Annotated in this window: 18 protein-coding genes; 14 read left to right on the top strand and 4 right to left on the bottom strand. The window is 46.8% G+C overall.

Annotated features, from left to right (window positions below; all coding sequences use genetic code 11):
- Positions 1 to 279 precede the first annotated feature (279 nt).
- Positions 280 to 591 (bottom strand): hypothetical protein, encoded by a 312-nt coding sequence (locus BM056_RS10370; protein WP_092471332.1) that lies wholly within the window; start codon positions 589 to 591, stop codon positions 280 to 282.
- 221 nt (positions 592 to 812) lie between these two features.
- Here BM056_RS10370 and BM056_RS10365 point away from each other — a divergent pair, with 221 nt between their 5' ends.
- The 3 genes from BM056_RS10365 (at position 813) to BM056_RS10355 (ending at position 3,210) form a co-directional block, all read left to right on the top strand.
- The gene (locus BM056_RS10365; RefSeq protein WP_092471331.1) at positions 813 to 1,382 is read left to right on the top strand and encodes an HPP family protein; all 570 of its coding nucleotides are present in this window, start codon (positions 813 to 815) and stop codon (positions 1,380 to 1,382) included.
- A 632-nt stretch (positions 1,383 to 2,014) separates the two neighbouring features.
- Entirely contained in the window at positions 2,015 to 2,155 is a 141-nt protein-coding gene (locus tag BM056_RS26185) for a hypothetical protein (protein ID WP_165613462.1), read from the top strand.
- A 140-nt stretch (positions 2,156 to 2,295) separates the two neighbouring features.
- Positions 2,296 to 3,210: a methyltransferase gene (locus tag BM056_RS10355; RefSeq protein WP_238456404.1), complete on the top strand. Its 915-nt coding sequence runs from the start codon at positions 2,296 to 2,298 to the stop codon at positions 3,208 to 3,210.
- A 17-nt stretch (positions 3,211 to 3,227) separates the two neighbouring features.
- On the opposite strand, the gene pepF is transcribed toward BM056_RS10355, so the two are convergent.
- A complete protein-coding gene (gene pepF, locus BM056_RS10350; protein ID WP_092471329.1) occupies positions 3,228 to 5,033 on the bottom strand; it encodes an oligoendopeptidase F in 1,806 nt (601 codons plus the stop codon).
- A 138-nt stretch (positions 5,034 to 5,171) separates the two neighbouring features.
- On the opposite strand from pepF, the gene BM056_RS10345 reads away from it, so the two are divergent.
- Entirely contained in the window at positions 5,172 to 6,452 is a 1,281-nt protein-coding gene (locus BM056_RS10345; RefSeq protein ID WP_238456409.1) for a uracil-xanthine permease family protein, read from the top strand.
- Between the two features lie 63 nt (positions 6,453 to 6,515).
- Here the strand turns inward: BM056_RS10345 and BM056_RS10340 are convergent, their stop codons facing one another.
- Together BM056_RS10340 and rd are read right to left on the bottom strand one after the other, a co-directional pair.
- Positions 6,516 to 7,004: a ferritin-like domain-containing protein gene (locus tag BM056_RS10340; protein WP_092471327.1), complete on the bottom strand. Its 489-nt coding sequence runs from the start codon at positions 7,002 to 7,004 to the stop codon at positions 6,516 to 6,518.
- 18 nt (positions 7,005 to 7,022) lie between these two features.
- Positions 7,023 to 7,175, bottom strand: a complete 153-nt coding sequence (gene rd, locus BM056_RS10335) for a rubredoxin (protein WP_092471326.1) — start codon at positions 7,173 to 7,175, stop codon at positions 7,023 to 7,025.
- Positions 7,176 to 7,344: 169 nt separating this feature from the next.
- Between rd and BM056_RS10330 the strand changes: the two genes are divergently transcribed.
- From BM056_RS10330 to BM056_RS10285, 10 genes are all read left to right on the top strand, one after another.
- Entirely contained in the window at positions 7,345 to 7,989 is a 645-nt protein-coding gene (locus BM056_RS10330) for a tetratricopeptide repeat protein (protein WP_092471325.1), read from the top strand.
- A gap of 31 nt (positions 7,990 to 8,020) precedes the next feature.
- Positions 8,021 to 8,515 carry an anaerobic ribonucleoside-triphosphate reductase activating protein gene (nrdG, locus tag BM056_RS10325; RefSeq protein ID WP_238456403.1) on the top strand — a complete coding sequence of 165 codons (495 nt, stop codon included), beginning with the start codon at positions 8,021 to 8,023 and terminating at the stop codon, positions 8,513 to 8,515.
- A 106-nt stretch (positions 8,516 to 8,621) separates the two neighbouring features.
- Positions 8,622 to 9,731 carry a BsuPI-related putative proteinase inhibitor gene (locus BM056_RS10320; protein ID WP_207648170.1) on the top strand — a complete coding sequence of 370 codons (1,110 nt, stop codon included), beginning with the start codon at positions 8,622 to 8,624 and terminating at the stop codon, positions 9,729 to 9,731.
- A 121-nt stretch (positions 9,732 to 9,852) separates the two neighbouring features.
- Entirely contained in the window at positions 9,853 to 10,938 is a 1,086-nt protein-coding gene (locus BM056_RS10315; RefSeq protein WP_165613460.1) for a LysM peptidoglycan-binding domain-containing protein, read from the top strand.
- A gap of 301 nt (positions 10,939 to 11,239) precedes the next feature.
- Positions 11,240 to 12,415 carry a cache domain-containing protein gene (locus BM056_RS10310; protein WP_092471321.1) on the top strand — a complete coding sequence of 392 codons (1,176 nt, stop codon included), beginning with the start codon at positions 11,240 to 11,242 and terminating at the stop codon, positions 12,413 to 12,415.
- 449 nt (positions 12,416 to 12,864) lie between these two features.
- Entirely contained in the window at positions 12,865 to 13,074 is a 210-nt protein-coding gene (tatA, locus tag BM056_RS10305) for a twin-arginine translocase TatA/TatE family subunit (protein WP_092471320.1), read from the top strand.
- Between the two features lie 66 nt (positions 13,075 to 13,140).
- Positions 13,141 to 16,203 carry a formate dehydrogenase-N subunit alpha gene (fdnG, locus tag BM056_RS10300; protein WP_092471319.1) on the top strand — a complete coding sequence of 1,021 codons (3,063 nt, stop codon included), beginning with the start codon at positions 13,141 to 13,143 and terminating at the stop codon, positions 16,201 to 16,203.
- Positions 16,204 to 16,235: 32 nt separating this feature from the next.
- Positions 16,236 to 17,045: a 4Fe-4S dicluster domain-containing protein gene (locus tag BM056_RS10295; protein WP_092471318.1), complete on the top strand. Its 810-nt coding sequence runs from the start codon at positions 16,236 to 16,238 to the stop codon at positions 17,043 to 17,045.
- Between the two features lie 36 nt (positions 17,046 to 17,081).
- Positions 17,082 to 18,218: an NrfD/PsrC family molybdoenzyme membrane anchor subunit gene (nrfD, locus tag BM056_RS10290; RefSeq protein ID WP_092471317.1), complete on the top strand. Its 1,137-nt coding sequence runs from the start codon at positions 17,082 to 17,084 to the stop codon at positions 18,216 to 18,218.
- A gap of 18 nt (positions 18,219 to 18,236) precedes the next feature.
- Positions 18,237 to 19,055 (top strand): formate dehydrogenase accessory protein FdhE, encoded by an 819-nt coding sequence (locus tag BM056_RS10285; RefSeq protein ID WP_092471316.1) that lies wholly within the window; start codon positions 18,237 to 18,239, stop codon positions 19,053 to 19,055.
- The last annotated feature ends 5 nt before the right edge of the window (positions 19,056 to 19,060 follow it).

Below are 19,060 nucleotides of genomic sequence, written 5' to 3'. Positions count from 1 at the left end.
CTCTGGGATGTTATGGGCGGCGTGGCCAGGCGCTCCTGGGCCAGAAACGAAAATTCCATTGCCACCAGCATTGAGTTTAACAACAATTACCGGGGGACCGGACATATTACTCTACCTTACCTGGCCGGCGATCAGTTTATCAACGAACTTGTAAATAGGACCTTTAAATAACAACATACTATGCGTACTAACATAAGCCTTCCATGTAAAAAACAAATTAAACTTATCCGTATTAATCATAAATAAGAAACCCCTGCAATAAACGCAGGGGTTTCTTATTTACTTCTTCTTATTTAAATCCACAAATACGGCATTATCACCTGCATTATATTCTGCTGCAAAACTGCCTTTTACCTCGCCAATGCCAAAATAGTTAAAAATACCGCGAGCTCCAATTTTGCTCTTGGTAACCTTCATACCGCCTTCATCAACACCTTTAACCCGTAGTTTATTAGTCTCCTTATCATAGGCCACTTCAACATAATCACCTTTAAGTTGACTCGCCAATCTATTGCCAATTCTAATATGGTGTTTAGTAATTGCAACTGAATTTTCTCCTGACGATCTCGGCCTATATACTTCAAATGCCAATGTGATTACCTCCCATTATATTAATGATATCATCTTATTATAATATATTAACCAAACTTTGCCAAATATATTTAGTCCCATAGCTTAAAATTTATTATGTAATATTTTAAAAAAGGGGCACAATCAGTGTGATCAATATCACACTGGAAAAGTGAGTTTACTTACTGCTTGGCGGGTTGTTACATAATATATATTATTTAAGCCGGGAGGTGGTAAAAATTATGAACGAGGCCAATAAACAATTAAATCAGGCTGTTTATCCCTGTGTTGGAGAAAGAATAAAAAACTACATATGTAAAATGAAGGGCGGCAAATGCGCCAACCTGCCCAAGATGAGCATAGCGGGGTTGATAATCACGGCTCTGGGTAGTTTCCTGGGAATCGGGTTGGTGGCGATATTATCAGATCTTTATCAACTGCCGCTTTTGCTTCCCTCATTTGGTGCTTCGGCAGTACTTCTATACGCTGCCTGCCATGTGCCCATGGCCCAGCCCAGAAACGTTATCGGCGGACATCTTATTTCCGCACTAATGGGCGTTGTGGTATATCAATTGTTTGGTGGAACCTGGTGGGCCATCGCCCTGGGGGTGACCATGGCCATCGTGGCCATGACAGTTACCTACACTCTGCACCCGCCTGGCGGCGCCACTGCCTTTGTTGCCGTATACACAGGGCAAAGTTTTAGCTATATATTTTCTCCCGTGGGGCTAGGCGCCATATGTTTAATCTTAATTGCTCTTGTAGTTAACAACTTGTCCAGTGAACGAAAGTACCCGGATTACTGGTATTAACAGGGTACGGGCGAAGGTTGGGGTGGCATTCCCGCCAGGTCCTCCCTTATTTATGATGAAAAAAGTGTCTGGTTTGTAACTGCCCAAAAAAAAATCGCCCAACAGTCAGGCGTAAAGAGGTTAAAGTAAAGTTTTGAGAGGTAGGGGTTAATAGTTATAAGATATATTAAAGCAATTTCCGTGCCATACGCCGCCGTCAAACCATCATAAACCAGTATACCTACCTCCCTGCCGGACAGACCAACCTCAGCTAGTCCCGCCCGCAACGGTGCTTTAACTCAAAGGACAACAGCTTTTCAATTATTTGTGATATTGCCCAAATAACTTATAGTTAATCTAACAAATCATCGCCGACATTATATTCTATACCAAAATAGAACACCCAAACAGATCATTTGTTCGCAATTGGAACAGTTCGGATGAAGGATTAACGGCAAGGTTGGTAAATATTTAGAAGGTCAAAATAATAAAAAATATAACGGTAAAAATGAAAACCTGGAGAAAAATAGGCAGGAAAATGAGGCTAAAATAATTAATCTTGATGGTAATATTAAAGAAATGGAAAGCCTGCTTATTAGCAGAAGAACATCCTTTCAGGTTAAAAAACTGTTTGTAGAAAGAAGGTTCTTGTTTTGGGAACACTACTACTAATTGGTGCCGGTGTGCTGGCTCTATACTTTGGGTTTAAATTTGTGGCGGGAATAATCAGGATGTTATTCTTTCTGGCCATAATTGGGGCCGGTGTGTGGGTATATATGAATTTTTTTAAATAAAAATAAAAAGAGCTTGAAGGTATTTAGCTTAGTATACCTTAGTATATTTGTATTGAGTTATAAGCAGGCATTAAAAATAACGTATGCTTGAACTTAAAAAAACGGAGGTGAGATTTATTCCTAACGTCACTTCTTTTCAGTTGCCACAAGAATTTTTAATTGTTGGTGCGGCGGTAACTAACGGTTTGTTTGATACTTTGCAGGATGGCCCGTGCACACTGGCGGAGCTGGCGGATAAGACCGGGGCCGACCAAAGGGCGCTTTGGGTGGTGGTTGAAGCGCTGGTTGCCCTGGGTTACTTAAAACACGAAGCATCCTCTATTAGCCTGACAGGTGAGGCGTATTCAATTTTCTACGATGAAAACAGTGAGCAGTACGTTGGTTTTGGTTTTATGCACGCCTATAACTTAATGAGTTCCTGGTTGCAGCTGCCAAGGGTTATGGAAAGCGGCAAGCCGGTCGCCCGTAAGCGGGCTGGCCTGCAGCTAAAAAGTTTTATACGGGCCATGAGCCGCAACGCGGCCCAAGGTGCCACAGAGATTGTTGCGTATTGCCTTAAAGACCTGCCGCAGAACCCCGGCGTTTTGGATGTAGGGGGAGGGCCACTGACTTATGCGCTGGTTTTTGTCGAAAAAGGAGCGGAAGTCACCATTCTTGACACTCCTGAAGTTGTTGACCTGATGTTGCCCGAGCTTGACCCTGGTTTACCGATTAATATGGTGAAAGGTGACTTCACAGTTGCGCTGCCACGTGGACCTTACGACCTGGTTTATTTAGGGAATGTGTGCCATATCTATGGCGAAAAGGAAAACAGAAAACTGTTTCTGGAGGCAGCCGCAGAATTAAACCAGGGCGGGCGGATTGTAGTTAATGATATGATCCGGGGTACCGGAGTAAGGGCGGCTGTATTTGGCGTTAATATGCTGGTCAACACTGAATCCGGTGGAACCTGGACCTATAATCAATATAAAACCTGGCTGGAGGATGCAGGCTTTGATGTCACGCCAATTAGTGAAATTGCCGGCAGACAGTTAATTACGGGTATAAAAAAATAAGCACCCTAACGGGTGCTTTAACTATTAACATGTTTTTCAAATTCGTCCAGTAATTTGGCGAATACATCCAGCCCTTCCTGTACCGGTTGGGGTGAGGTCATATCTACCCCTGCCGCTCTTAACAGGTTGAGCGAGTAATCCGAGCCGCCTTTTTTCAGGAAGTCCAGGTAGCGGGTTACCGCTTGGTCTCCCTGCTCCAAAATCTGACCGGCCAGGGAGGTTGCCGCCGAAAATCCGGTGGCGTATTTATAAACGTAAAAGGCGCTGTAAAAATGAGGGATGCGCGCCCACTCATATTTAATATCATCGTCAACCACCATATCCGGCCCGTAGTAATCAACATTCAGCCGGTGGTAAATCTGGCAGAGCAGTTCCGGGGTTAATGCTTCCCCGGCTTCCATTTTCTCGTGGGTTATTTTCTCGAATTCTGCAAACATGGTTTGCCTGAATACCGTGCCGCGAAACTGTTCCAAATAATGATTTAAAAGGTAGAGCTTTTTGTCGCGTTCACTGACGGTATCAAGCAAGTGCCTGATCAACAGTGTCTCATTTACCGTTGAAGCCACTTCGGCGGTAAAGATTTTGTAATGGGCATAGATATACGGCTGCTCCCGGTATGCATAATACGAGTGCATGGCATGCCCCATTTCATGGGCCAGGGTAAAAACATTGTTCAAATTATCCTGGTAATTTAACAATACATAGGGGTGGACTCCATAAGGTCCCCAGGAATAGGCCCCGCTGGTTTTTCCTTTATTCTCATACACATCCACCCAGCCGGAATTAATCCCTTCAGCAGCTGTTTGAATATATGCAGTTCCCAGCGGCGCCAGTCCTTTCTGGACCATTTCTATGGCCCGGGGGTAAGGAACCTCCCACTTAACTTCCTTAACCATCGGAGTATACAGGTCATACATATGCAATTCGTCAAGTTCCAGTATTTTTTTGCGCAAAGCTACATAGCGATACATCTTGTCAATATTGTTCCGCACGGTTTTAATCAGGTTGTCGTAAACTTCCAGGGGGACGTTGTCATTGAATAAAGATGCTTCCAGGGCCGAGGGATATTGGCGTACCCTGGCGTAAAAAACATCTTTTTTAACACTGGAGTTGTAAGTGGCGGCCACGGTGTTGATTAATTTCCGGTAGGCGCTGTACATTGAGGCAAAGGCGTCTTTGCGCACCCGGCGGTCCTTGCTTTCCATAAAATTAATGTAGCGTCCGTGTGTTACCTCCACTTCATTACCTTCCTCGTCTTTAATGGGAGGGAAGGTGAGGTCGGCATTATTGAGCATGGTAAAAATATTAGCCGGGGCCTGGGTTACTTCTTCCGCCCGGGCAATTATTTGCTCTTCTGCCGGAGACAAAGTATGAGGTTTTTGGCGGTAGATTTCTTCCAGCGCGAAGCGGTATAATTCCAGGCCGGGCTCTTCTTTTCTGAACTGCTCCAGGGTTTCCGCCGGCAGGCTTAAAATTTCCGGAATAAAGAAAGAAATGGCAGCCTGAACCCTGGCGCTCAGGCTTTCAGACCGGTCAGTCAGTGCCTGGTAAACCGGGTTGGCATTGTTCTCATCCCGCCTCATTCGGGCATAGGTGAAAACCATTTCGTCAATTCGGTTAAGGTCCTCCTGGGTGCGAAAAGCTTCCAGCATAGTTTTGGCGGATTCACCTAATTTCCCCTTATAGGACTCCACTTTTTCTATCAGCCCGCCCACTGCTTTAAAATCTTTTTCCCATAAATCATCATTGGGGTAGATGTCTTCCAGGTGCCACTTGAACTCTGGAGCAATATCCTCCCGGTTGGGGAGAGTTTTGTTGGGCATAAATGCATCCTCCTATTTGGTTTTGGTATTTATTATTTTATAGCTATTTTGAAGGCCGGGGGACTGTAATTTAATGATTAGTATATTTGTGTTAGAATATTATATACTTTTACCCAGGGGGTGGTTCAATTGGCAAAAATGAATTTTAAGTATGGGTTGGATGAAATTCCACCTCCGGTAGAGCTGGTATTATATAGCCTGCAGTGGCTGGCGATATCTATCCCCACCATTATAATTATCGGTAAGGTGGTGGCCGGGCTTTATTTTGGGAATGTCGCTGATCAGGTTATTTACGTGCAAAAGGTTTTCTTTGTAACTGCGGTGGCAATGCTGGTGCAACTGCTCTGGGGGCATAAGCTGCCTTTAATCCTGGGGCCGGCAGCGGTTTTGCTGGTGGGCATCGTGGCCAGTCAGGGCAACAGCCCGGCGGCGGTTTACACGTCAATTATGTTAGGCGGGGTTATTCTTTCCCTAGTCAGTGTGACAGGATTGTTCGGCCGGCTGCAGAAATATTTTACGCCGCGGGTTGTAGCCACTATTTTAATTTTAATCGCTTTTACCATTGCTCCCACTATAATGAACTTGATATTATCGCCCTCATTGAAGTCCCCGTCGTTGTTTAACCTTATTTTTGCCCTGGTGCTGGTGTTTCTAATGTTTTTCGCGGGCAGGCACTTAACCGGTATCTGGAAATCTACTTTGATTATTTGGGCCATCATTGCCGGCAGCATTATATATTTATTGTTTTATCCGGGAGGCATAGAGGATCTCGGTGGTATACCAGTGTTTTCGATTTCCTTCTTCAGCAACTTTAATAGCAGCCTGGAGTTTCATCCCGGCATAATTTTTTCCTTTATGGTTTGTTTTTTAGCGCTTTCCATTAACGATTTAGGTTCGATTCAGTCCGTTGGCGAGTTGATCAAACCGGACAACATGCGCGGCAGGATAACCAGGGGTATAGCTTTGACCGGGCTTGCCAATGTTATATCCGGGTTTTTTAGTGTGATTGGGCCTGTAAATTTCTCCCTTAGTCCCGGTATAATCATGTCAACCGGCAATGCCTCAAGATTTACACTGGTGCCGACTGCGGCGGGTTTATTAATACTTGCTTTTCTGCCCGTGGCGGTTGCCTTCGTCGGGGCGATTCCTTCATTAATTATTGGTACGGTGTTGATTTACGTCATGTGCTCGCAAATTGCAGCGGGACTGCTGGTGGCTTTCGGTTCCCAGGGAGGGTTTAATTTTGAAAGCGGCTTGATTATGGGGCTGCCCCTTTTGCTGGGAATAATTATTTCATTTCTGCCGTCTGATGTGATGGGAACTTTTCCTGTTTCTCTGAGACCGGTCATAGGCAACGGCTTTGTCGCCGGCGTGTTGGCCGTCCTGGTGCTTGAACATATTATTTACCGGAAAAAGTAGAAAGGAGCCGCGGCGGCCCCTTTCCAGCAAGCTCAATATTACGGTTATTCAAGATAGCCGGAATCAATTATAGGGCACTACATCAACTGCCAGTTTCCTGATGTGCTGCTTTTCCTGTTCAATCAATCCGGCCAGCATTTCCTTGCCGGCGGCGTCAACCATGTTGTACAGTTCCTGAAAGATTAGTATGGAGTCTTTTTCAAACCTGAAGGCTATGGCCAATGCTTCCCGGGCCACCGTGGCTTTGGCGGCCAGTTTTTCAATATTAGCATGGTTAAAAACATGGTTGTCTATCAATGCTTTAACATAATTGCCGTATTCCCCTAGATAACTTTCGTTGGGTGTAAAATCGTGCGGCAGTTTTTCACCCAGCTTTGCAAAATCTGTGATATGTTTGTCCTCTTCACCGGCAAGAAGTTCAAAAATTTTTCTTACTTCAGGGTCGTCAACCTGTTGGGCCGAAATTTCATAAAACTTTTGGCCCTGTTTTTCAATTTCCACCGCCAGCTTAATAATTTCGTCTCCGCTGAATTTGGTGATGCTCCAGCTCATAATTACCCTCCCGTAATATTATTCTTTTTCAAACTGGTCCTTGCCGGCACCGCAAACCGGGCATACCCAGTCGTCCGGAAGCTTGTCAAACGGAGTGCCCGGCTCTACACCTTCTGCTCCTTCTTCAGGGTCATAGACATACCCGCATATTGTGCAAACGTATTTATCCATGTGTTAGTCCACCTTTCCAAGATGTAATATTCTATTATTCGCATTATAGAAAGCAATAATTACGTTTCAATTACCAAATTATTAATATATCCTTAACCTTTGGGGGAAGGACATCAAGATTATGGTATATAATATAGTTGATGTACTACTTAGATCGGAGTTGGATTCTTTGAAATTTTTTGGGTTGTTCCTGATTATTTCCATGCTCACCCGTAACCCTTTGCTGGCTCTCCTTATTTTAATCATTATCTTTGTGTTTATAGACCGGAGCTTTATCGGCATGCTGCCGGATTTCCTGGCCCCGCTCAGGAGAAGAAGGCGCCGGTCCGAATTGCAACGCGAGGTGGTAGTAAACCCGCATGATGCCAACGCTCAGCTTGCGCTTGGGGAAATGTACTTCATGCAAGGACGATATGACCGGGCTGTGGAGCGCCTGCAAAACGCGCTGGTTAAAATGGAAGATTCGGCCCTGGGGAGGTATTACCTGGGTGCGTCACTTTATTACCTGGGTCAAAAGGAACAAAGCTTAAAAGAATTGGCAGCGGCGATTCAGATTAATCCCAAGGTGGCGCACGGCTTGCCATATCTTTATTTGTTAAAACACAGCTATTCGGAGAGTTTGACAGATAGTTTGCTGCGCTACGGGTCTGTGCAGGCGTTGTTTGAAACAGGTAAATATTTAAAACAAATAGGCAAAAAACAGGAGGCGGCAAAATTTTTCAACGAGGTGCTGGATGTTTATCGCCTGTCATCACCCACCATGCGCCGCAACTATCGACGTATGGCGGTTTACGCCAGGCTGTTCGGCAAGTAAAACAAATAGATTTTTACGGGAGAGAGCGATATTGAAAAAACTAAGGATCTCAGGTTTTATCAGAGAAAGCGTAGTGGACGGTCCCGGCTTTCGGTTGGTAATTTTTACCCAGGGCTGCCCGCGCCAGTGCCCGGGGTGCCACAACCCGGACCTTATTCCAACCGAGGGTGGGCAGGAAGTTGGCTCGGAAGATGTATTAAAGCTAGTTGATGAAAATATTACTCCGCTTACAAAGGGCATCACCATATCGGGCGGCGACCCCCTGATGCAGTCCGCGGCCCTGGCCGAAGTTCTTCCCGTTGTGCGGGACAAGTATCCTAAATTAGATATTTGGGCCTATACCGGCTACACTTTTGAACAGGTTAAAGACCTGCCGGCTATGAAATACATCGACGTACTGGTTGACGGTGCTTACGAGCAGGATAAAAGAGATTTAAACCTGGCCTTCAGAGGTTCTGCCAACCAAAGAATAATCAATGTACCCAAAAGCTTGCGACATAACGAAGCTGTTGTTCTTGATTTTTGATTGTGTCCCCTTTCCCGGTTGTTTTAATCCATTCTCCGGTTCACCTTTACACCTTGCAAAACATAAAATATTCTGAGGCAACTCTAGAATGGGAGGAGGGATTATTATGGCAACAACATACAGGGTAAGAAGCGGGGATACCCTTTACACTATAGCCAGGCAATATGGCACTTCCGTAGACGCAATCCTTGCAGCTAACAATATTAGAAATCCAAATCAAATTCGAGTTGGGGATGTTATAACAATCCCAACCGGCACTGCAACAACCCCGACAACGCCAGGTTCAGGGGCGGGGGCGTCTAACACCAGAGTTTTTAGCGGACTGCGTTATAGAATTTCCACCAACCGCACACAGTACCGGCGCGGTCAGCAGGTAAGAATAACTTTTGAAAAATGCAACACTTCCGGCAGAACTATCAGATTGCAGTACAACACCAGCCAGCGGGTGGATTTTGTAGCCTTGCGCCGCGGCAGGGAAGTTTGGCGCTGGTCTGATGAAAGAACTTTCGCCACAGTTACCGGCACAGAAGTCTATAGGCCGGGTGAATGCAAAACTTATACGGCCACCTGGGATTTGCGAAATAAACAGGGTGATTATGTGGCCCTGGATAATTTTAGCATCCGCGCCTATAACGTGGCAAGAAGTATAAGAAATCAGTACGTTGAAACAACCATAAGAGTGGTGTCGGGGCAGCAGCCGGGACCAGGGCCGATGCCGCCGCCGGTTGAAGAATGCCCGAAAACAAACATGCTGCGCGATCCGGGCTTCGAACAATGGAGCGATGGCAGCCCGGCTGTCTGGAACTCCCAAAATGTATTTCGTACTAATCAAGCGCACAGCGGTTCTTATGCCGCTGAGCTTGGACGGTCCAGCAGCCAGCAAGCGCTGTTGTCTCAAAGAGTCAAAGCGGCGCCTGACCGCATTTACCAGGTTACTTTCTGGGCCAGGGAAAATGTACGGTCGGGTGGGGTTTCCAGATTCTCGCTGGAGTCGCAGATCTATGTCTATAATAGCGCTGGCGACTTGATCGGCCGGATTGACCCGGTCTTTACGATGGATAATATTCCTAATAATACCTATCAACGGTTTTCATTTACCTCCGGGGTTCTGCCGGCAGGTACCAGGGAAATAGCATTGCGGTTTTTGTTCAGGCCGAATTCCAATAATAATAACACCGTAAAAATAGACGATGTTGAAATAATCTGCGTCCGTTGAGTATTGCCCGTGCCGGTGGCACGGGCGCTGCCATTAACAACCAAGTGGGTTCCGGTAACTTCGTCTCCTTCCCTGACATACAGTATTAGTAGGTAAACGCCGGAAGGAGTGAATGTATATAATGGCCACTTATCAAATAAAAAGAGGTGACACGCTGCACCAGGTTGCCGAACGCCACGGCCTGACGCCGCAGCAGTTGGCCGAATTGAACGGCTTTAGGGAGTTTAAGCAATTCCGGGCAGGGCAAAGAGTTTATATACCGGATTATGCTTACGATTATTACGAATACCCGCGGGAAAGCGAATATGCTACCAGATATTATGATGACATACGTTATGACATTAGAACCAGGCGCAGAAGATGCCATCACGGGGAGGATATTCCGATTATATATAGCTACTGCAACCTGGCTAAACGCCCCAAATCCTTTAGATACCCGGACGGCCGGCGCGTTGGTTTTGTCGTTTCACATCATGGCAGGGAAATAAGGCGTTGGGACGATCACGATTTTGGTTATCATAAAAGCGGTGTTTTTATGCTGGGGCCGGGTGAGTGCCGTACCTATAGAAGTAGCTGGGACTTGCGTGACCACAGGGGTTATTATGTTAGCCACGGTCCCCATATAATTCGGGCTTACGATAGATCGTACAGTAAACGATACGTGGAGGCCGATGTAGAAGTGCTTGGAATTGAAACCGGGCCTTCAAAAGTTTATTCGCCATGTTCACGTTCAAACATGTTAAGAAACCCTGATTTTGAAAAGTGGTTGGATAGGAATGTTCCAGAGAACTGGTCGGCAGTTAACGTGAAACGGTCCAGTAGAGCCCATTCCGGCAACTATGCTGCTGAATTGGGTGCCGCGGCAGACAAAAGGGCGATATTGTCCCAGTCTGTTCCCGGGGCGTCGGGCAGGATCTATGAGGTGACCTTCTGGGCTTCGGAAAACCTGCTCCTCGGTCGGGTAAGCGATTTTAAGCTGGAAGTTGCAATTTATGTCTATAATGACCGGGGGCGGCAAATCGGCCGGGTAGACCCGGTTTATAGACCTGAGAGCCTGCCCAACGGCACTTATCAGCAGTTTACTTTTTCAACAGGGCTACTGCCTTCCGGCACAGACTGGATGGAATTGCGTTTTGAGTTCCGGCCCGGCACAGGCAACATCAGCTCTGTGCTGGTAGATGATGTCTCATTAAAGTGCAAATATTAAATACTCTATCCTTACTATGAATGACGGCAACAGCTAACAGGTTGCCGTCAATAACCCCGTCCCTTTGACAAACCGCATGCTGATATAACTATATGTTCAAAAATAATATCTTTGAGTGTTTTATTTGACCGCTTGGAATGGACGGCGGCTGATCAGCCGGTCTTCGATGGTGTCCCCAATATTAAAGCGGATATTAAACACGGCACTAAAAAACCCGTCGGTATTTAGGAGGATTAATTAAATAAAAAATTGAATTAATTTGAATTAATCGAAGATAAAAATATTGGTGGGAAAAAAATCGATGAATTCTATTCGCCGTCAGCTATCATTACTGTTAATCGGTTTTATGGTCATCCTTACTATCGCCCTGGTGACAGCCATGGTCTGGCAGATTCGGGACAAGGCCGTGGTCGCCGCGGTTGAAAAGGCAAAAAGCGATCTGAATACTTTTGAGGCGATTTTGGACTTAAAATATCCCGGGCAGTGGCATGTGGACGGCAACATCTTGTATAAGGGGAATACGCGCATTAATGAAAATGATGAAATTGTTGACTATATCAGCCGGTTAACCGGGGATACATGTACAATTTTTCTGGTAGATAAGCGGGTCGCCACAACGGTACGGGCTGTGGGCGGTCAGCGTGCCATTGGTACTGCCGCATCCGATGTGGTAAAACAGGTGGTACTAAGGAACGGAGGTGTGTATACGGGGGAGGCCGATGTTGTTGGGGAGATCTATCAGGCTGCCTATAAACCCATCCGCGACGGCAACAGCAACATTATCGGCATGATTTATGTAGGCGCTCCCCATGAATTTTATAGACAGTTGCTTTACGGCACATTAAAGAACCTGAGTTTTGTCATTGTGTGTCTGATTGTTCTGTTTTCGGTGGCCATCCGGTTCTACGTTGAATTAAAAATTGTCCGTCCTTTGAGGGAATTAACCCGGGATACCCAGCAGATCTCCGCCCGTCCTATGCAGAGTGTCAACCCTGTTACAGCGTCCGGACCCTCTGAGATCAGGGAATTGGTAAAAGCGTTTAATCAAATGGTGAAGAATTTCTCCGATTTGAGGCAGCAAATTTTAACGCCATACGTCCAGAAGGCTGCCGGCAAAAGTGAAATATCCCCGGTTATGGATAAAAAATCACCGCTGGCTGTTGAGACGCCTCCTTCCTCTGATGGGCCGGTACCGGTGGAGGGTTATCAGTCCGATAAATACCAGCAGAGCATGCTGCCAAAAGGGCTGAATCAGGTAACATTAAACCAGGTGATCAACTTCCGAGCCCATGAAGACGCCTATTTTACGGCGGAAGAAGTATCGGAACAGATTAAAGTGACCAGAGTTACGGCTATGCGCTACCTGGATTTTCTGGTTGATCAAGGTTACCTTGAACTGGACTTGAGATACGGGTCTGTAGGCCGTCCGGTAAAAATTTACAAGAGAAAACTGAAAGGCGTGAGCCAGGGGAACTGAAATTAAGCGTACCTTTCTTGCTCAGCCAGGATAAACTGGCGTATTATAGCCGTGCAAGTATTTATCATTTAAGGCCCAAGTATATACCAAAAAAAGAACACCGTTCAGGTGTTCTTTTTTTAATTGACATTGTATTTTAAACAATTGATTTTCTTAAATGTTTTTTATTAAATTAATGTTTTTTATTAATTTTATTTTAATTATTTACACTTTCTTGTGAGCCAAAGGGGTGTTATGTAAAATGGCAGGAACGGCTCTCTGTGGCTCCATTGATTTATTTAATGTTATTTTAGCCGGGTCGGGTGTTATTTTGGAAACGATTTTGATCCGGTTAATTAATAAAGGGGGGTGATATCCCGGGATGAGGGGGGTTCCGGGTCAAGTTGCCTAAGTATTTAAACTGTTCATACAATTGAACCCGATTAAGTAATATGAAAGGAGCATGGACTATGTTCAGCGGTATTTTTCAACCGACTCACCTGGTTTTAATCCTGGTTGTAGTGCTCATTATTTTTGGGCCGGGCAAATTACCCGATGTCGGAAAAGCCATGGGTAACTCGTTAAGAGAATTCAGAAGGGCCACTTCATCCGCCATGGAAGAGGAAGAAGATAAGAAACCGCAGGTAGTACCGACTCAGGAAACAACTCAAACAAAGTAATAAATGAGTTTGGATGTCGTATAGTCGGAGGGGACTATGTAATCTGAGGGGGTTTAACGTTATTTAATGAAGAAGATTAGCAGACGTGATTTTTTGAGAAATGTGGGGCTCGGTACCGCCGGTCTGACCCTGTTCGCCGGCGTCGGTACCGCCAATGCCACCGAGCAAAGCAAAAGGATTTCAGGCGGTAACTTACCCCTAAAAATCAGGAAATTAACAGAGACACCCAGTGTCTGCGCCTATTGTGGTTGCGGTTGTGGTATTTTGCTTTACACAAGCCACGGTAAGCTGGTTCACGTTGAAGGAGACCCTGACCACCCGATCAATGAAGGCACGCTCTGTTCCAAGGGAATCGGGATCAGCGACGCCAATGTGGTGGTTAAGAAAAGGGGCATCCGGGAACCAAACCCGAACCGGATCACCAAGCCTCTTTACCGCGCCCCCGGAAGCAGCAAATGGGAAGAAAAAGATTGGGAATGGACGTTAAAAACCATCGCCCGGCGGTTTAAAAAGACAAGGGATGAAAGTTTTGAAGAAAAAGATAACCACGGCGTAACGGTGAACCGTACCCTGGCCATCGCTCATTTTGGCAGCGCCTCCTTGGATAACGAGGAGAACTACATCATGCAAAAAATGATGCGTGCTGCAGGCCTGGTAAACATCGAGCACCATGCCCGCCTCTGACACTCTTCCACAGTGGCCGGTCTGGCCAACTCTTTCGGCAGAGGTGTGATGACCAATCATTTTGTTGATTATAAAAATACAAACGTGTTTCTGATTATCGGGGCCAACCCGGCGGAAAACCATCCCCAAGTTATGCGCTGGATTGCCAGGGCCAGGTCTGAAAAAGGGGCCAGGGTTATTGTTGCCGACCCCAGGGTTACGAAGACTGCCGCCCTGTCGGACATTCATGTCCGGCTGCGCCCCGGCACTGACATTGCTTTTCTATACGGCATTATTAATTATGTTCTCGAAAATAATCTGTACTTTAAAGAATATATACTGAACTACACCAACGCCAGTTATCTGATTGACCAGTCTTTTGGCTTTGAAGACGGCCTTTTCAGCGGCGCCACGGAAAAAGACGGTACATTCAGCTACGATAACCGGAGCTGGCAGTACCAAAAAGATGGAGATGCCATCAAAAAGGACCTTACTTTACAGCATTCGAATTGCGTATTTCAAATTTTAAAGAAGCATGTCAGCCGTTACGATATTAAAACCGTGTGCCGCATCACCGGCACATCCGAAGATTCCTTCAAGAAAGCGTGCGAACTCTATGGCTCTACCGGCAAGCCTGATCAAGCCGGTAACCTGATCTACGCCATGGGCATTACTCAACATACTTACGGCACCCAGAATGTGCGAACCACTGCCATGCTTCAGTTACTTCTGGGCAACATTGGCATTGCCGGCGGCGGCGTTAACGCCCAAAGGGGAGAATCCAATGTGCAGGGTTCTACCGACATGGGGATGCTGCATGATAACCTTCCCGGATATCTTAGCGTTCCCTTTGCTTCCAAGCATGACGCATTAAAAGATTATATCGATAAGGAAACTCCCAAGACGGGTTACTGGTCCAATAAACCCAAGTTTCTGATCAGCATGCTGAAGGCTTGGTATGGTGGCGAGGCGACCCGGGAAAATGATTTTCGCTATGACTGGCTGCCCAAGCATGACGGCAAAAACCGCTCTCACATGGGTCTTTTTGAAATGATGGCCGCTGGCAAGATCAAGGGGATGTTGGCCTGGGGCCAGAATCCGGCCGTAGGAGGGCCGAGCGCCTCCATGGAAAGGAAGGCGCTGGAGAATTTAGACTGGCTGGTGGCGGTGGATCTGTTTGAAACCGAAACAGCCGCCTTTTGGAAGCGTCCCGGCGCCGACCCCAAAGCCATTAATACTGAAGTATTCTTTTTACCTGCAGCTTTTTCTTATGAGAAAGAAGGCACGGTAGCCAACAGCGGGCGCTGGATCCAGTTTCGCTGGAAGGCCGTTGAGCCGCCGGGTGAAGCCAAAAGCGACCTGTGGATAGCCGACCGCTTGTTTAAGGCCATCCGCCACGAATACCAAAACGGCGGTAAATTTACCGATCCGATCATGAATCTGGTTTGGAATTATGACCAACCAGGTGAAGAAGAACCCAATCTGGATCAGGTGGCCTTGGAAATCAATGGTTACGAGGTGGGCAAATCTGCTCCCCTGGCCAGTTTTGCCAAGCTGGCCGATGACGGCAGCACGGCCTGCGGATTATGGATTTACACAGGGTACTGGGCGGAGGACAAGGATGCCAAGCTGCCTGCGACCAAACGCCGCATTAAGACCGATCAGACGGGCCTTGGCCTGTACCCGCAGTGGTCTTTTGCCTGGCCGTTAAACCGGCGCATTGTTTATAACCGTTGCTCCTGCGATCCCGGCGGCAGGCCGTGGAATGAAAAAGCCGCTCTGGTGGCCTGGGACGGCAGTAAGTGGATCACCAATGACGTGCCGGACTTCGGCGCGCAAAATCCCCAAACCGGCGAGCCCGTACCACCGGAAATAACGGCCGACGCGCCTTTTATTATGAATCCGGAGGGACAGGCCAGGTTGTTCGCACCGGGGTTGAAGGACGGCCCCCTGCCCGAACACTATGAGCCTGTTGAAAGCCCGGTCAAAAATATCATGTCCAAGCAGCAGAACTCGCCCCTGGCAGCCCGGTTCTCCGGCGAATTTGCCACTGTCGCTGATATGTACAGCAAAAAGTTCCCCTATGTGATGACCACTTACCGGGTTATTGAACATTACCAAAGCGGCGCCGTTACCCGTAACTGCCCGTGGCTGGTTGAAGCTGCTCCGGAAGCCTTCGCCATGATCTCGCCTCAATTGGCTGAAAAAATCGGTGTTAAAGGCGGGGGCGAGATCTGGGTCGAGACTGCCCGCAATAAGGTGAAATGCAAAGCATCCGTTCAGCCGCTGATGAAAGCGCTCAACATTGACGGAAAAGCCGTTGAAATGGTGGGTATGCCCTGGCATTGGGGATATCAGGGTTTGGCTCCGGGAGCGACGGCTAATGACCTGACCCCCAGCGTCGGTGATCCAAACACTCACATACCTGAATATAAAGCATTCCTTTGTAATGTGCGCAAAGCCTAAACACCGGATGAGCTAAATGGGGGTATATAAAAATGTCAAAAGCCGTATTGGTTGACATAAGTAAATGCATCGGTTGTAAAGGCTGCCAGGTAGCTTGCAAACAGTGGAATGACCTGCCGGCAGCCAAAACATCTTTCAGTAATGACTTGGGCAACCCTTCCGACGGTTCCGGCTATACCTGGACCCATGTAAGATTCAGGACTGTGGAAAATGGAGACGAAGTAAAGTACCGTTTCGCCAAGCATCAATGCTTCCACTGTCTGGAGCCGGCCTGCGTTTCGGCCTGTTTTGCCAGAGCACTGCAAAAAAGCCCCGAAGGTCCGGTGGTTTATTACCCGCACCTGTGCGTGGGCTGCCGTTACTGCATGCTGGCCTGCCCCTTCACAGTGCCCAAATATGAGTGGGAAAAGACCTTCCCCTTAATTTCTAAATGTCAGTTTTGCTTGGACCCCAGCGGTAAATACGATCGCATACGCCACGGTATGAAACCGGCCTGTGTATCCGCTTGCCCCACGGGGGCCCTGCAATATGGCGAGCGAAGTGAACTGTTGGTACAAGCCTGGGCGAAAATCAACAGCGATTCGAAATATGTAAAACACGTTTATGGCGAAAAGGAAGCCGGCGGCACATCCTGGTTATATATTTCAGATGTTCCTTTCCAAATTTTCGATTTCAGGACCGATGTGACCACCAGGCCGCTGCCTGAATACAGCGAGAGCTACATGAAACTGACTCCGGTAGTGGCACTTAGCTGGGGCGCGCTTTTAACCGGGATGTATTTATACACCAAACGCCGGAATGAAATATCCAGGGAACAACATGATCAGAAACCTGGTTTGTAGATTCTGTTTAAAATCTTTACCGGAGGAGGTTATAGCATGGCGGCGAAAAAATGGACCTTTAAAATAACGCCGGTCAGGAAGGTGTTAATTGGTTTGGCCGCGATTTGCCTGCTTGTTATAGGCTACAGGCTGGCTTTTGGGCTGGGAAACGCTACAAACTTAAATGATCAGTGGCCCTGGGGCCTTTGGATTGGTTTTGATGTGCTTACCGGTGTGGCTTTGGCCGGGGGCGGATACAGCACCGCTTTGATTGTACACATCTTGCACCGGGACCAGTTTCAATCCATTGCCCGCAGCGCCATGCTTACATCATTGCTGGGATACCTGCTGGTCATGGGCGGGTTGTTTCTGGATATCGGCCGATGGTTCAACTTCTGGCGTCCCTTTGTGTCCTGGGGCTACCACAGCGTGTTGTTTGAAGTTTTCTGGTGTGTGTCCTTGTATACCCTCGTACAGGTCCTTGAATTCAGCGAAATCGCTACGGAAAAGGTTATGAAGACATGGCATTGTAAAATTAAAAAGATCATGCCGGTTTTGTTGATTATCGGGGTATTATTGCCGACGTTGCATCAGTCCTCCCTGGGCGGACTGTATGTTATCGAAGTTGGCAAACTTCACCCGCTGTGGTGGTCCATGCTGCTGCCCCCGTTCTTCCTGATGTCTTCCTTCTTTGTGGGGCCGGCCATGATCAGCGTGGAAACATCTCTGGCTGGAAAGGCATATGACCATAAAATACCATTGTCCGTAATGCGGGGACTGATAAAAATATCCGGAACGATGATGGTCATCTATCTGGCTCTGAAAATTGGGGATTTGATCTACCGTGATGCGTTTAAATGGATATTTTCCGGTACGATGGAAGGGAACATGTTTTTGCTGGAAATCGTTGTCGGGGTGATTATTCCGATTATTATCTGCTTCAGCAGCTTGAGTTCAACCAGAAAAGGACTGGTTGCCTTTGGTACTTTTACCGTCTTCGGGGTGATCCTGAACCGGATGAACGTGGTATTTACCGGTATGTCCGATTCCCTGGGCGGTAACTATTTCCCCTCGGTGATGGAATGGGTGATAAGTATCGGACTGGTATCCATTGGCGTGTTGGCCTATATGTTTATCGTGGAGAATTTTGGAATTTTGGAAAAGCACCATAATCACCAGGCGTCGATTAATTAAATTTAGGAGTTTAATATAATGGATGTTAAAAATCTAGCTAATTTCCATCTCGCGATCCTGGAATCGGAGGAATGTGTTTCCGCTCCGAATTGGCCGGTGCGGTTAGCGCCAAAGCAAGTTGAGCAGTGGTATAGGGGACATCCTGTGTTGACCATCGTGTCGCCTTTAATTGGCCAAAATTGTTTTTATAAGCGGTTTTTAGAAGTGGCTTGGGCTTGCCTGAGAAGGCAGCCCGTTCCACAGGCGGTTCCTGAATCTTTGATTAAAAACATTAAAAATTTATCTGAAAAAGATCGTGTTGAATTGTTAAAATCAGCGATCCAGGGTGTTCAGAGAACCCAATGGTCAAAAAAATTGGGGATTTCTATCGAAGTGTTTGATTTATTAATGAAATCTACGTTAAAACCATTTCTTACTCTTTTCAGTAAAAATGTAATGCGCCAGTTTAAACCGGATAAGTGGCTGCATGGCTATTGTCCCGTTTGTGGAGATGAGCCGGTGATGGCCAAACTGGCCGGAGATATTGGTCAAAGACATCTATACTGCGGCCTTTGCGAAACCGAATGGTTATACTACAGAGTTGGTTGTCCATTTTGTGGTAATCAGGCTCCCGGCACTCTTTCATTTATTTCTTTTGAAACTCTGGGTCGGTATCGAGTCTATTTATGCGAGCGATGTAAGAGTTATCTAAAAACCATCGACGAACGTATCTGTGGAGAAGTCGATCTGTTTTGTGAAGATATCGCTACCGTTGATCTTGATAAATTAGCCCTGCAAGAGGGATACAACCGGCGGGATATTCATAGTCTGCATAGATTCCTGTCCAAGGGGGTGTAACAGGT

Source organism: Desulfotruncus arcticus DSM 17038, from assembly GCF_900113335.1.
In the GTDB taxonomy this organism is placed as follows: Bacteria; Bacillota; Desulfotomaculia; order Desulfotomaculales; family Desulfallaceae; genus Desulfotruncus; species Desulfotruncus arcticus.
The sequence above is the reverse complement of the archived record's forward strand: the minus strand, read 5'-3'. Positions and strand labels throughout refer to the sequence as shown.